At 54.9% G+C, this 14,198-nt stretch carries 6 protein-coding genes, 3 pseudogenes and 1 other annotated feature; of the genes and pseudogenes, 5 read left to right on the plus strand and 4 right to left on the minus strand.

Annotated features, from left to right (window positions below; all coding sequences use genetic code 11):
• Positions 1-7 precede the first annotated feature (7 nt).
• The 3 genes and pseudogenes from FFH21_RS03980 (at position 8) to FFH21_RS03990 (ending at position 8,543) form a co-directional block, all read left to right on the plus strand.
• The gene (locus tag FFH21_RS03980) at positions 8-5,533 is read left to right on the plus strand and encodes a YDG domain-containing protein (RefSeq protein WP_145119515.1); all 5,526 of its coding nucleotides are present in this window, start codon (positions 8-10) and stop codon (positions 5,531-5,533) included.
• Between the two features lie 984 nt (positions 5,534-6,517).
• Positions 6,518-7,588 (plus strand): annotated as a pseudogene (locus FFH21_RS03985) (Y-family DNA polymerase); the annotation flags it as partial.
• A 208-nt stretch (positions 7,589-7,796) separates the two neighbouring features.
• Positions 7,797-8,543 (plus strand): hypothetical protein, encoded by a 747-nt coding sequence (locus tag FFH21_RS03990; RefSeq protein ID WP_041924437.1) that lies wholly within the window; start codon positions 7,797-7,799, stop codon positions 8,541-8,543.
• A 436-nt stretch (positions 8,544-8,979) separates the two neighbouring features.
• Here the strand turns inward: FFH21_RS03990 and FFH21_RS30160 are convergent, their stop codons facing one another.
• From FFH21_RS30160 to FFH21_RS04005, 3 genes and pseudogenes are all read right to left on the minus strand, one after another.
• Positions 8,980-9,519 (minus strand): hypothetical protein, encoded by a 540-nt coding sequence (locus FFH21_RS30160; protein WP_172685766.1) that lies wholly within the window; start codon positions 9,517-9,519, stop codon positions 8,980-8,982.
• A gap of 112 nt (positions 9,520-9,631) precedes the next feature.
• The gene (gene xopAH, locus FFH21_RS04000; protein ID WP_011167698.1) at positions 9,632-10,603 is read right to left on the minus strand and encodes a XopAH/AvrB family type III secretion system effector; all 972 of its coding nucleotides are present in this window, start codon (positions 10,601-10,603) and stop codon (positions 9,632-9,634) included.
• Positions 10,604-10,782: 179 nt separating this feature from the next.
• Positions 10,783-11,154: pseudogene (locus FFH21_RS04005) on the minus strand (IS5/IS1182 family transposase); the annotation flags it as partial.
• Between FFH21_RS04005 and FFH21_RS04010 the strand changes: the two are divergent.
• Together FFH21_RS04010 and FFH21_RS04015 are read left to right on the plus strand one after the other, a co-directional pair.
• A pseudogene (locus FFH21_RS04010) lies at positions 11,114-12,007 on the plus strand (IS5 family transposase); the annotation flags it as partial. The pseudogenes FFH21_RS04005 and FFH21_RS04010 overlap by 41 nt on opposite strands.
• A gap of 108 nt (positions 12,008-12,115) precedes the next feature.
• A protein-coding gene (locus tag FFH21_RS04015) for an IS3 family transposase (protein WP_086004858.1) occupies positions 12,116-13,338 on the plus strand; the annotation gives its coding sequence in 2 pieces (ribosomal slippage) (positions 12,116-12,401 and positions 12,401-13,338; 1,224 coding nt in all).
• Positions 12,394-12,510: a sequence feature (AL1L pseudoknot), on the plus strand. (Overlaps the previous gene by 117 nt.)
• A 213-nt stretch (positions 13,339-13,551) precedes the next feature.
• Here FFH21_RS04015 and FFH21_RS04020 read toward each other — a convergent pair.
• Positions 13,552-13,923 carry a LacI family transcriptional regulator gene (locus FFH21_RS04020; protein ID WP_041924439.1) on the minus strand — a complete coding sequence of 124 codons (372 nt, stop codon included), beginning with the start codon at positions 13,921-13,923 and terminating at the stop codon, positions 13,552-13,554.
• Between the last annotated feature and the right edge of the window lie 275 nt (positions 13,924-14,198).

Here is a 14,198-nt window from a genome sequence, read left to right on the forward strand (position 1 = left end):
CATAACCATGAAACGACAAGCCCCCCTTGCAACTCCCTGGCCTGCGGCGTCACGTGCACTGAACTGCGAACCTGCGGCGTGGTTGAGGTGGACTTTCAGGGTTAACGTCCCCTATCGAAAACCAGCGTTTCATTCAGTGCACCTGGCGATGGTGGTAAGCCTGTTGATGGTGTCCACACCTGGCGTGGCGGTTGAGCCCGGCGCACTACCAACGGGCGGGAAGGTCGTCGGCGGCCAGGCATTACTTCATCAGCAGGGCAATCAGCTGGTTGTCGAGCAGCATTCCGATCGTGCCATCCTTGACTGGCAATCCTTCGACATAGGTCAGAACGCAAGTGTGCGCTTCAACCAGCCAGGCTCGAATGCGACAGCGCTTAATCGTGTCACGGGCGGCGGTGGTCAATCGCTGATCCAGGGCAGCCTTTCCGCTAATGGCAGGGTGTATCTGGTCAACGGCGCAGGAGTACTCTTCGGCCCCAGCGCCCAAGTGAACACGGGAGGTCTGGTCGCCTCGACGCTGGATATTGCCAACGAGGACTTCCTGGCCGGGCGGGACCGATTCGTGCTCACAAACCAGAGCAAGGGCGAGGTTGTCAACCAAGGTCACATCAGCGCCAGGAATGGCACCGTAGCACTGCTGGGGCGAACCGTCGGCAACACCGGCAGTATATCGGCCGATAACGGCAACGTCGTGCTCGCGGGCGGTCAGGAAGTCAGCTTCGCAGCGGGTGCCGACGGCCATCTGCAGATTGCCGTCAGTGCGTCTGAGTTGCAGTCCAGCATCCGTAACGGCGGTGCAATCTACGCTGATGGTGGGCAGATCGTACTCAATGCTCAGGGCTCCAACGCTCTCGCCTCGGCAGTGGTGAGCAATACTGGCACGCTGCAGGCTCACACGATGGCGGAACACGAGGGCAAGATCCTGCTATTGGCCGATCTGGAGCACGGTGGGCGTGCCGAGGTTGCCGGTACTCTGGATGCCAGCGCCATCAACGGTGGCAACGGCGGTTTCGTCGAAACGAGTGGTGCACAGGTACAGATAGCACCGGCGACTCGAGTCACTACTCAGGCGCCCAAGGGACAGACCGGCAAGTGGCTTGTCGACCCCACCGATTTCACCGTATCGGCGGGTGGCCAAGCTCAAACCACCAGCGGCATTGGTGCAGACACTCTCGTCTCCAATCTGGCCAGCACCAATGTTCTTCTGCAAACTGACGCTCAAGGCAGCGAGCCTGGAGATCTGAATATCCAGGCGCCAATCAGCTGGAATGCCGCAACTACCCTGAGCCTGCTTACGTTGCGCGACGTGAATATCAATGCGCCCATCAGCGCCGTCAATGGCGGCCTGACACTGAACATAGCGCGCAACGTTAACGTCAACGCCGCGATTGATGTGGGAACCTTTTACTTCCTGGGGGGAACCTGGACTCAAAACAGTGCAAACCTACCTACATTTCAGGCCCATGACTTTCGCTTGAATGGCGGCTCCTTCCTGCGCGCGAACGGGGGGGATGGAAGTTCAAGCAACCCTTACCTGCTCACCGACGTTTATGGTGTGCAGGGGATGCAAGGGTTCCTGAGCAGCCACTTCAAACTGGCCAATGATATCCAGGCTGTAGGTACCCAGAACTGGAACTGTGATTCCTCTTGCAGTGGATTTGTGTCTATCGGCAACTTCGATCGACCTTTCACAGGCTCTTTGGACGGTGGCGGTCACCTGATCGATAAGCTTCAGGTCTCGGTCCATGCCTCCTCGCAAAGCACCAACGCTGAGGCCGGGCTGTTTGGCACTTTAGGAAGCGGGGCTCATGTTACCCACTTGGGCCTTACTGACGGTTTTTTCTCGGCTTCCGGCGGCAATGATAATTTTGCTGGTAGCCTCGCCGCGCGCAATTTGGGGAGTATCGACAGCAGTTATTCCACGGGTTCCGTTGCAACTGGCGACGCTAACGCGGATCAAAATATCGCTGGAGGATTGGTAGGCAATAACACCTTCACAACGGTGAACGGTACCGCGCAAGGGGGCACTATCAGCGGCAGCTACTCCACGGCGTCAGTCATCGCGTCCGGGGGCAAAACTTCTGCATTCGCGGGAGGTTTAGTCGGTACCAATGTCCAGGCAACCATCTATCAAAGTTACGCCGTGGGATCTGCGTCCGCCAGTGGCGGTATCGATTTGAACTATGCCGGCGGGTTGGTCGCAGACAATATCGGTACAGTGCAGCAAAGTTACGCCTTGGGCAGCGCAACAGCCTTGCGGGGTAATCGGACCTTCGTTGGCGGTTTGCTCGGGCAGCACAGTGGCAATACCATCACCGACTCCTTCTACGCGACCACCGATAGCTCAGGTGCGGGCATTAATAATGCGAGCAATTACAACAGCGTTGGCATCGGTAAGAGCCGGAGCGAGCTGACCACGCTCAGCACTTTCCAGAACTGGGACATCGATGCTACGGGCGGGACCGGGAGGACTTGGCGCCTATACGAGGGGCAGACGACGCCTTTGCTGCGCAGCTTTCTCAAACCAGTGAATGCAACAGTGAACGATAATGGCCGGGTCTACGACGGGAGCACTGCAACGGTAAGCGGAAATGGTTTTACGCTATCAGTTGGCAGTGCCCAGGTCCTGGGCACGCCGACCTATGCTAGCACCTCTGCCCGTAATGCCGGAGCCTATGCCCTGAGCATGAGTGGCCTCTACTCCGATCAACTCGGCTACGACATCAGTTATGTCCAGGGGACATACACCATCTCCCAACGCGCGATTGGCGGTGCATTCACCGCTGACAACAAGATCTATGACGGCACCACCACCGCTACTGTGCATGGCGGTCTCGACAGCAATACTGTCGTGGCGGGTGATGACCTGAGCGTCACCACCAACGGCCTTTTTGCCGACAAGAACGTCGGTCAAGGCAAAGCGGTCAGCGTCCTCGGCAGCCTGACCGGAGCCGATGCGGGCAACTATCAATTTATCGCTCCGAGTAACGGCAGCGTTGTCGCGGCCATCACCCCAAGGACGATTGGCGGTGCCTTCACCACCGACAACAAGGTCTATGACGGCACCACCACCGCTACTGTGCATGGCGGTCTCGACAGCAATACTGTCGTGGCGGGTGATGACTTGAGTGTCACCACCAACGGCCTATTTGCCGACAAGAACGTCGGTCAAGGCAAAGCGGTCAGCGTCCTCGGCAGCCTGACCGGAGCCGATGCGGGCAACTATCAATTTATCGCTCCGAGTAACGGCAGCGTTGTCGCGGCTATCACCCCAAGGACGATTGGCGGTGCCTTCACCGCCGACAACAAGGTCTATGACGGCACCACCACCGCCACAGTGCATGGCGGTCTCGACAGCAATACTGTCGTGGCGGGTGATGACTTGAGCGTCACCACCAACGGCCTTTTTGCCGACAAGAACGTCGGTCAAGGCAAAGCGGTCAGCGTCCTCGGCAGCCTGACCGGAGCCGATGCGGGCAACTATCAATTTATCGCTCCGAGTAACGGCAGCGTTGTCGCGGCCATCACCCCAAGGACGATTGGCGGTGCCTTCACCACCGACAACAAGGTCTATGACGGCACCACCACCGCTACTGTGCATGGCGGTCTCGACAGCAATACTGTCGTGGCGGGTGATGACTTGAGTGTCACCACCAACGGCCTATTTGCCGACAAGAACGTCGGTCAAGGCAAAGCGGTCAGCGTCCTCGGCAGCCTGACCGGAGCCGATGCGGGCAACTATCAATTTATCGCTCCGAGTAACGGCAGCGTTGTCGCGGCTATCACCCCAAGGACGATTGGCGGTGCCTTCACCGCCGACAACAAGGTCTATGACGGCACCACCACCGCCACAGTGCATGGCGGTCTCGACAGCAATACTGTCGTGGCGGGTGATGACTTGAGCGTCACCACCAACGGCCTTTTTGCCGACAAGAACGTCGGTCAAGGCAAAGCGGTCAGCGTCCTCGGCAGCCTGACCGGAGCCGATGCAGGCAACTATCAATTTATCGCTCCGAGTAACGGCAGCGTTGTCGCGGCCATCACCCCAAGGACGATTGGCGGTGCCTTCACCGCTGACAACAAGGTCTATGACGGCACCACCACCGCCACTGTGCATGGCGGCCTCGACAGCAATACTGTCGTGGCGGGTGATGACCTGAGTGTCACCACCAACGGCCTATTTGCCGACAAGAACGTCGGTCAAGGCAAAGCGGTCAGCGTCCTCGGCAGCCTGACCGGAGCCGATGCAGGCAACTATCAATTTATCGCTCCGAGTAACGGCAGCGTTGTCGCGGCCATCACCCCAAGGACGATTGGCGGTGCCTTCACCACCGACAACAAGGTCTATGACGGCACCACCACCGCTACTGTGCATGGCGGTCTCGACAGCAATACTGTCGTGGCGGGTGATGACTTGAGTGTCACCACCAACGGCCTATTTGCCGACAAGAACGTCGGTCAAGGCAAAGCGGTCAGCGTCCTCGGCAGCCTGACCGGAGCCGATGCGGGCAACTATCAATTTATCGCTCCGAGTAACGGCAGCGTTGTCGCGGCTATCACCCCAAGGACGATTGGCGGTGCCTTCACCGCCGACAACAAGGTCTATGACGGCACCACCACCGCTACTGTGCATGGCGGCCTCGACAGCAATACTGTCGTGGCGGGTGATGACTTGAGCGTCACCATCAACGGCCTTTTTGCCAATAAAAACGTCGGTCAAGGCAAAGTGGTCAGCGTCCTCGGCAGCCTGACCGGAGCCGATGCAGGCAACTATCAATTTATCGCTCCGAGTAACGGCAGCGTTGTCGCGGCCATCACCCCAAGGACGATTGGCGGTGCCTTCACCGCCGACAACAAGGTCTATGACGGCACCACCACCGCTACTGTGCATGGCGGTCTCGACAGCAATACTGTCGTGGCGGGTGATGACCTGAGTGTCACCACCAACGGCCTATTTGCCGACAAGAACGTCGGTCAAGGCAAAGCGGTCAGCGTCCTCGGCAGCCTGACCGGAGCCGATGCGGGCAACTATCAATTTATCGCTCGGAGTAACGGCAGCATCGTCGCCTCAATACTCCCGGCTACCTTGAAGATAACGGCGAACGACCAGGTTGTGCCTTGGAGCGGTCGCCCTTATTCGGGAGGTAACGGCGTCCGTTACGCCGGATTCGTGGCAGGCGAAGATGCGAAAGAAATCGTTGGTCTGCCCCTGCGCTATGCAGGCTCCGCCCAAAACGCTGTTGTAGCCGGAACTTATTCTATTGAGCCGATGGGGCCATTGACGTTCGGTAACTATATTATCGGTTACGAGAATGGGAGTTTGCGGATCACATCAGTTCCCGTTTTACCTAACTTGATACCTCCTCCAGCAGGCGAAATTGAGCGTGGTTTGAGCCAATCCCAGGTGGCAGAGTATTTGGAGAACCGGTCTGTGCAGCTACGTGATGATGACATCTTACTTAATAGACGGTACAGGTTTCCCTTAGGTTTTGCTGCTGGCGGCTTCATTCGTCTAAACGAAAAAAATGAATAAATATTAGCGCAACTACATACTTTACAAGTCGCTGGTGGGGATCGCGCCATATAAAGTTTCAATCGAAGCTTATGGCTATTAATGGCTGCGGTAGCGATAGTAATCACCTGCCCTGCGCGAAAAAATGCGTAAGTGCAGAGCGATATAATACCGCTTATGCTTGGGTATTTGGCACGAATCGATCTTTAGGGTAAGTACGTGCGTTTTAGGTCTAGATATGTAGAGCCCAGTAAGACACCCGTGGAGCGAGCATTGAAGTCGATTTCGTAGGTTCTCACGTTTGAGTGCTTGCAGTCATAGGGAGGGGGGGCAAGCGCCAAAACAAATCTGATTTTTCAGATGCTGAGTTATAGTTATTAAAGGAGCCCGTTGTCATTTGGGGCAAGTCAATGGCGCAAGATTTAAAGACGAGTCATAAGTGTTTTAGTTTACATCGAATGGTCAGCAACGCCGCACGCATTCGCTCATTGAGGGAGTTATAGTATTTGAATGCCCAACGCTCCTATTCATACTTCAACAGTGCGTAAATCCCAGAAGATCATATATCTAGGATTTGACCAAGCACCGCTTGCGTACTACTATTTTTCGAAGCAAAACAACCAAAACGTATTTAACTGTGCCTTAAGGCATTAGGGTGGCAATTATGGCTCAGGCATTTTTTTGACTGGCGCTTTGAGCTTGCATTCTAGCCAGTCCAGCCAGAGAGCTCCTCCCGCCAGAGTGCCCAGTACTAGAGCAATTGCACAATGTGACACCACTGACTCCCAGTATTTGAGAGGTTCGCTGGCCCGAATGTACACAGTCCTTGGGCCCCATTTATTTGTCAAAGTAGTGGCGCCGCTTACTAATTCTTGGGCTATGCTGAGGAGCAGCATCGTGGTGAAGACGGCGGAGATATAGCCAATAACCCGGGTCACCCAGATGTCCAGTTTCGGATTCAACATGAGAGATTTACTCGACGTTTCAGAAAACTGAACCGCCCCGGGTTTCTCGTCGTTCAGCAGCAATTTTGCGCTTTATGGCAACTTAAGCCAGCGCGTGATGGCCATCATAGAATCCATGGTACCTGCCGTTGAGGTTTACAGCATTGATGAGGCGTTTGCAGACCTGACCGGGATGCCTGGCAATATGACCGAACTGGGCAGATTGATACGATCCAAAGTCCATCGCTGCACCGGAATTCCCGTGGGGGTGGGGATTGCACCGACCAAGACACTGGCCAAGCTGGCCAATCACACAGCAAAGCGTCTCCAGGCGCACACAGGCGGGGTCGTGGACATTTGCGACCCTGTAAAACGCGAGTGGGTGTTGCGCAATACCTCTGTCGGTGAGGTCTGGGGCATCGGTCGAAAAATGAAAGCGCACCTGGAGGGCATGCAGATCCTGTCGGCCAAGGACCTCGCTATGGCGGATCCCTGGATGCTGCGCAAAACGTTCAGCGTTGTGATCAAGAAAACCGCACGCGAACTTGCGGGTACCGCGTGCCTGGAGCTGGACGAAGTCGAACCTCAACGCCAGGAGATTTGTTGCAGCAGGATGTTCGGCAAGCGACTGACCGAGCTGGGGCTGATCAAGGAGGCGGTGGCCACCTACATGATGCGTGCGTCTGAAAAATTACGTGCCCAGGGCTCCGTGTGTAAAAAGATCAGGGTGAGTATCCGCACTGGCATGTTCAATCCTGACGAGGCCAAGTATGCGAATGGCGCACTGGTCCAGCTTCCCTACCCCACCAACGATGTGAGGGTGATGACCCAATACGCGACAGAGGCGGTTTCGCGGATATTTCGCCCAGGCTTCAGGTACAGCAAAGCAGAAGTGCTGCTGATGGATATCTGCCAGCCAGGCGAATTTACCGATGACCTGTTCACGACCAATCAGCCGGTGAGTTCGGATCGACTGATGGCTGCTTTGGACATGATCAATGGCAAGTGGGGTCGTGGGACTTTGCGCACTGGTTCAGTGCCAATGACGCCGGACTGGGGCATGCGGCGTGAGCTGATGAGCCAGAGCTACACGACGCGCCTCGATCAGTTGTGGGTTGTAAAGGCGAAGTAATCAGGGTTTGGGGAGTAACAGAACAGAAAGTGCACTTAAGCCATACAAGCCGCTCGTGAAAAACGTGTGTACAACTGGATTCGACCGCACCAATTTAGTGGTGGGCTGCCATCGGCTCAGGCCGAGAAAAAACTTAACGTCGTGTCCGGGATCAGTTGACCACTACACATTACTTCGCTAGACACGGACGCTTTCGAGGATGATTGGCATGAATAGGATTTTTTTTCAGGTAAAGGTATGCGGCGAAGAAGCGCACCGTGAAGGCTTTCTCGACGGCTTGTTGTACATGAATACATTAGGTTTCTTCCGCAGATATCAGGAACAGGCGGAGGCGAATATCGGGGACCGACACGAAGGGACGATATCGCTACTACAGCCGGGGCAGTTCACGATGACCCTAACGTGTGATGACCTGCCAGACTGGGAATACACCATCCCTGCGGAGGACTTGGCGGGGCCCTCGGTTATTCAGTTCGACGGTCATAACCCCCTGAACGTCCTATGTCTTTATGCGGTGCATGAGCGGGGATGCACCTTCGAGTCCGACGAGGCTTTCGAGCGCTTTGTTGAGGCTCAGATTATGAAGCCTGAAGTAGATGACCTCGGCGACTATGCAGCCGTGGTTGTCGACACCGGGGCATTTCAGAAAAGAGTCCTCGATGAAATCCATAGCAGGGGCTTCGGTGCAGTGGCTGGGCTTGTGGACTACTACGATTCTTTGACCTTCAACGGTTCGTTTGATAAAGCGCAAGCCGTGCTGAGAAAGCGGGATAATTACGCTCATCAGAGGGAGTACAGGTTCGCCCTAGACCGAGGAAACGAAGTTGAGGAGGCTTTTACCCTTTCGGTGGGGTCGCTCCGCGACATTGCCAATAGGGTGCCGGACGTCGGAGGTCAACGACTTGATTCGCGGCTATCTGCATCAGATGAAGGCTCAGGGGGTGTTTTGCCCTGAACGGGGTTGTAAGCCGGAACCGCCGAAATTTCCGTCATAGGCGGGAAGCCAGTACTGATGCGGATTGACGCCAAACAGTTGATTTCCGATGCTGCCGCGCCAAGCGCGAAGATGGCACCTTTCCATGGGTAAAACGTGTACGTAAAACCATGTCGGGTAGACGAACCAGCCGAAAAACTAGCCTCAGACGTTTTCCGACGGAATTTTCGGCGGTTCTGGCTTACACCCCCTTGATGATGGTCGTGCCAAGTCTATTTAGCAGTAATTCTTATTTCTGGTTCCCTTTGGAGCTTTCCCAGCAGGCCAGGTCGGCCCGCATTTGATTGCTCTGCGGATGGCCCAAGGGCGCCACATTATTTTCCAGCCAGCACAGGCAATCGCCCTTCGATGTGCGCCATGCGCGCGGCACAGAAATTGATTTTCGCCAGAAAACGGCTTAGTGCAGTGACTTCCAGACTTCCAGCACGAAGTATCCCACCAGTAAAAAACCTGCACTCATCCCGCATGCAACCGTAGGCACCAAGAACCACATCCACAGCTTAGTGATCTTGGCGCTGTGCAGGGATGACGCCGCATCAATCAATGCTATTGCTTTGGGTCCGCGCACCGTCTTTATGATCATCTCGTTCGTGCGGTTTAAGTGTACGTTGCCCCAGATCATCTTGATCAGTTCCCAACAAATGAAGCAGATCAGCGACAGGAGGGCGAGTACTCCGCTGAGGGCATAGACCCAGCCCGGAAGCTTAGCCACAAGCGTTGACCAGAACGCAAAAAAACCAGCGTACCCAGCGACCAAGATCAGATTTGTATAAGTGCTCGCCTGCGTCATCTGTTTTTCATTTATCTGCATCAGCATTGCGATGTTTTTATCGCGCTCGCAGTCTTGCTGAAACCTTTTGATCTCGGCAATATCCGCACCCATTGCTTTAATCGCTTCCCCGACCGCTTCGTGCCAATTACCTTCGCTTCGCCTCATGATCAGCCATCTCTATGTGATGTTGTGCCTGCGCTCTTGATGCATAGGCATTTCAAAATGCCTATGCATGAACCTAGTACGATTTGTTACGAATTCTGCGGGCTTCTCTGCATTAATCATCAAACATTGACGGATACTGCTTGATAAATTGCTCACGCGACATAGTCATTGCTTCCAAGTCTGGAACTATTCCACTTTTCATAGGGGGTAAATCTAAGCCCTTGGCTTGGGCTATAGCACGTACACAAAGCTCACTCTTGGCTGCGCTCCCCCTTTCATCAGGCATAGCATGTGCCAACCACCAGTGAATTTCGCCTAAAAACTTAAGTGCTTTCTTGGTAGATAAGTTTGATTGTAGGACCTCATCAAACAAATCGTTTACATGATGAAGAATTTTAGGGACTTCTTCCGATGAAGTATGTTGGATGTAGTGTGGCTCTCCATAGTCTAAGCCTCGCGACCATAAATCCGAATATCGTCTTTGGTCTCGGTGCGCAGAACTATCTGAACTGCAAACTATCTTTGTCAGGCTTATTGGCTCTCCAAAAATCTTATCCGTTATCAAAAATTCTTTTGCTGGTGGCAATAAGCCTTCATCATCGAGTTTTTGCAAGCTCCCATCAGTACGGGCACTATATCTTTCTTTAATATAATTGTATTGATTTATTAATGGGGTTGTAAAAGGAAACTCATTATAACTATTGCGAGGTTTCTTAAATATATTCTCATCATGATTAGCCATTGAACATCGCCAATCGCGTGCTTTCTCCCATAAGTCTTCAAAATTCTGAATTTCACCATTAGCTAATGCACTTCCTATTTTTCGCGACTCATTCCAAAAAGACCTACCGTATTCCATTTGCAGGGGGACATGATCTCTATTATATTCTTTGTCAGGCCATCGGGCTACGCCAACCAACGACTGCTGATGCCAAGTCAATTCACTCCTTTCCGGTGATCCAGAAATAGCACCATAAAGAGAGGCTTTATGGCTTCTTTGACCAGTTTCTAAATTTTCGGAATTAGTAGCTGAATTATGCCACCGGGGAGAGCTAACCAGTGGTTTTGAAGTAATGCATCCCATAATTAAACCCCGTTTTTAGATGACGAGCCTTAGGGAAGGTCTGAAGTAGCCGGATGTTTTCCGGCTACCGAGTCCTCAGCACTTTTCAAAAAACGATGCATGTCGAAATTTGCTCAATTATCTTCGCTTTTTAGCTCTTTCGGCCGCTGCAAAGCCTTTTGCGGTAACCATTTCCTGCATTACACGCGCACCTCTCCTGCGCTCGCCAACAAATGTCGGCCGGCCATCCACAGGTTTGACAGGGCGAACAACGTCACCATCTGCGCGGTGTTCTTGGCCAAGCCCCGAAAGCGCACTTTTTCATAGCCAAACTGGCGTTTGATGACCCCAAACGGATGCTCGACCTTGGCGCGAACCTGGGCCTTGGCCTTCTCGATTTTGCGGATCGCCTTGTACAAAATACTGCGTTTTCCGTGCTTTTTGTAAGTGCTGTGGCGGGCGGCAATCTGCCAAATGACCTTGCGCCCAGCGTGTTCTTCGCGCTTCTCGACCCCGGTGTAACCTGCGTCGGCGCAGACTACGTTTTCCTCGCCGTGCAGCAGTTTGGCAACCCACCGCCGCCAACTGCCGGAGCAGCTATATCCGAGTTGCTTGACAGATACCGAGTGGGCACTGGTCGCCGACCTGTTTGAAAGCCAGGGCGGACGAGGAGTGCCACCGCTTCACTCTCGGCGCACGTTGCTGGAAGCCTGTTGCTATGTCGTACGCACGGGGTGCTCATGGCGAATGCTACCCCGCGATTTTCCTCATTGGGACAATGTCTACAAAACGTTCCGCCGGTGGAGCGCTCAAGGCAAGTTCGAGCAAATGCATGATCGCTTGCGAGCTCAATGGCGTGAGCGGGAAGAACGCGCTGACAGCCCGTCAGCAGCGATCCTGGATTCACAGTCGACCCGCAGTTCTCCTCAAGGCGGTGACAGCGGCTACGACGCAGGCAAAAAAGTGAAGGGGCGTAAACGAAGTCTGATTGTCGATACATTGGGCCTGCTGCTGGCTGTCAGTATCAGTGCTGCAAGCGTGCAGGATCGTGACGCGGCGGATGATGCGGTGGCGTACTCGAAGGAAAAATATCCGTCACTGAGCACGCTTTTTGTTGATAGTGCGTACGCAGGAAAATGGGCACAGCGCACCCATCAACTGCACGCTATCGATGTTCAAGTGATCCGTGGCCCGAATAACAGAAGAACAGGGCAATGGCACTCTGAACAAGGCGATCTATTTTCCGTGGAGCCTGTTCAGACTGGATTTGTGGTCATGCCCAAGCGATGGGTAGTGGAGCGAACTCATGCCTGGAATGAGAGAGCTCGGCGACTGATCATGCATCATGATCGCCTTTTTGCGGTAAGCGAGGCATGGGTTTGGTTGGCCGAGGCTCGAATACTCGCGCGCCGACTCACTACATGATTTTGTCTACACCCTCTTAGTGGTAGTAACCTCTTATTCGGTTCCGCTCTGTCATGATTGAACCGCCCCGGGTTTCTCGGAGACTCCAACCTTTGAGAGGATGGAGCGATGAAAAAACTACCGAAGTACTCCCCAGAGGTCCGTGAGCGGGCCATCAGGATGGTTTTCGAACACCTTCCTGAGTACGAGTCGCAGTGGGCCACCATCAGTGCCATTGCCCCCAAGATCGGCTGCACGCCCGAGACATTACGGCTGTGGGTTCGCCAATCTGAGCGCAACACCGGCCAGCGTGATGGGCTGAGCACAGTCGAACGTGAGCGAGTCAAGCTGTTGGAGCGTGAGAACCGTCAGTTGCGTCAAGCTAACGAGATCTTGCGCAAGGCCTCAGCCTATTTTGCCCAGGCGGAGCTCGACCGCCCATTCAAACGATGAAGACGTTTATTGATGAAAACCGCCAGTCTTACGGGGTCGAGCCGATTTGCAAGGTGTTGCCAATCGCCCCGTCGACGTACTACCGGTACGCTGCTCAGCAGGCTGACCCCAGCCAGCAGTCAGCGCGTGCGCAGCGTGACCAGGAACTGGGTGAGCACATCCAGCGAGTCTGGGATAAGCACTTCCATGTATATGGCATGCGCAAGGTCTGGCGACAGTTGCTGCGTGAAGGCCAGCAAGTCGCCCGCTGTACGGTGCAACGCCTGATGGGAGAGCTGGGCCTGCAAGGCGTGGTACGCGGCAAGCCCGTCAAGACGACGGTCAGCGACCAAGCCAGGCCGTGCCCGCAGGATCATGTCAACCGTCAGTTTGTTGCTGAGTGCCCGAACGCCCTATGGGTATCGGACTTTACCTACGTCAGTACCTGGCAGGGTTTTGTTTACGTGGCCTTCATCGTTGATGTCTTTGCCCGATTCATCGTCGGTTGGAAGGTGTCCAGTTCAGCGCGTACCGATTTTGCACTCGATGCACTGGAGCAAGCCCTTTACGCCCGTCGCCCAGTCAAGCAGGGTGGACTCATTCACCACAGTGACCGTGGCGTGCAGTACGTGTCCATTCGCTATACCGAGCGTCTTGTCGAAGCCGGTATTGAGCCATCGGTCGGGAGTGTCGGTGACTCTTACGACAATGCCTTGGCTGAGACCATCAATGGTCTTTACAAGGCTGAAGTGATTCATCGACGCTCTTGGCCCACACGGGGGGCGGTGGAGCTGGAAACGCTGAAATGGGTGGACTGGTTCAATCACCGCCGCCTGCTGGAGCCAATCGGTCATATTCCACCGGTCGAGGCAGAAGCCATCTATTATCAGCAACTCACCGAGTCTGCCCAGGTGGCATGACTCAAACAAAAGGGTCTCCGAGAAACCCGGGGCGGTTCAAAATCGCGCCCAACGCTGAACACGCGCCTCAGCCAGGCATGAAGCCAGCACTCAAGCACGACGACGATGACAAACAAGACGAGCAAGCTTGAGCCAGGTACAAGCCTGACTTGAAGATTGAGCTCAACAGAAAAGGCGTCCCCAGGGACGCTTTTTTTGTTCAAGGATAAATTTTCAGTCGAGACCGCTTTGAACATAGGGCACCTCGCTGAAGACGTCGTCGCTGGTAGCTTCGCCGAAATGCGCTCGCTTGGCGGCCAGAAATCCGCCGATCCGTTCCCGGCTGGCATAGTCGGAGTAGCCGCCGAACAGGCAGAGATCCGTCGATGACAGGTCGCTGATGGGCGCCAGTTCGCTGAGGATTGCCTGCGTCAGCTCGAAGGCGCCGGGGTAGTTGTCACTGGGGATCGATGGCGCGAGGGTACCCGGCAGGTCGAGATTGACATGCCGCACGCCGGCACGCGCGCAGGCGCTGTGGATGCTGTCCGGATCGGTAGCGTCGACGATGAATAGCTCGTCGATGCAGTAGGCCAGCAGCGACTCCACGTTACTAAGCTCCAATTGCGGATCGCGGCAGCATCAGCCCGACTAGGCCGGAACGAGACTGTCGCAGGCCACGGGCCTGCAGATTGGTGCTGTAGCCGTGTTCGTCAGAGAGAGACTGGATGAGCTACGCCGTCGCCTCCTTGATCCGTCGTTTTCGTTAGGAGCTGTTGAGCGCCGCACTGATCGACGCCCATGCGGGCGGGGGCGGCTCCCTCGGCAGCGCGGCGCGGCGCTGAGCCTGGCCGACGGTCTGCACTTGGTGCCCGAATTTCCGT

Source organism: Pseudomonas sp. KBS0707 (assembly GCF_005937945.2).
Lineage (GTDB): Bacteria > Pseudomonadota > Gammaproteobacteria > Pseudomonadales > Pseudomonadaceae > Aquipseudomonas > Aquipseudomonas amygdali.

Bases quoted from the DNA above. Each gene is read 5' to 3' on its own strand.
- FFH21_RS03980 (WP_145119515.1), top strand. From the start codon at position 8: ATGAAACGACAAGCCCCCCTTGCAACTCCCTGGCCTGCGGCGTCACGT.
- FFH21_RS03990 (WP_041924437.1), top strand. From the start codon at position 7,797: ATGAATAGGATTTTTTTTCAGGTAAAGGTATGCGGCGAAGAAGCGCAC.
- FFH21_RS30160 (WP_172685766.1), bottom strand. From the start codon at position 9,519: ATGAGGCGAAGCGAAGGTAATTGGCACGAAGCGGTCGGGGAAGCGATT.
- xopAH (WP_011167698.1), bottom strand. From the start codon at position 10,603: ATGGGATGCATTACTTCAAAACCACTGGTTAGCTCTCCCCGGTGGCAT.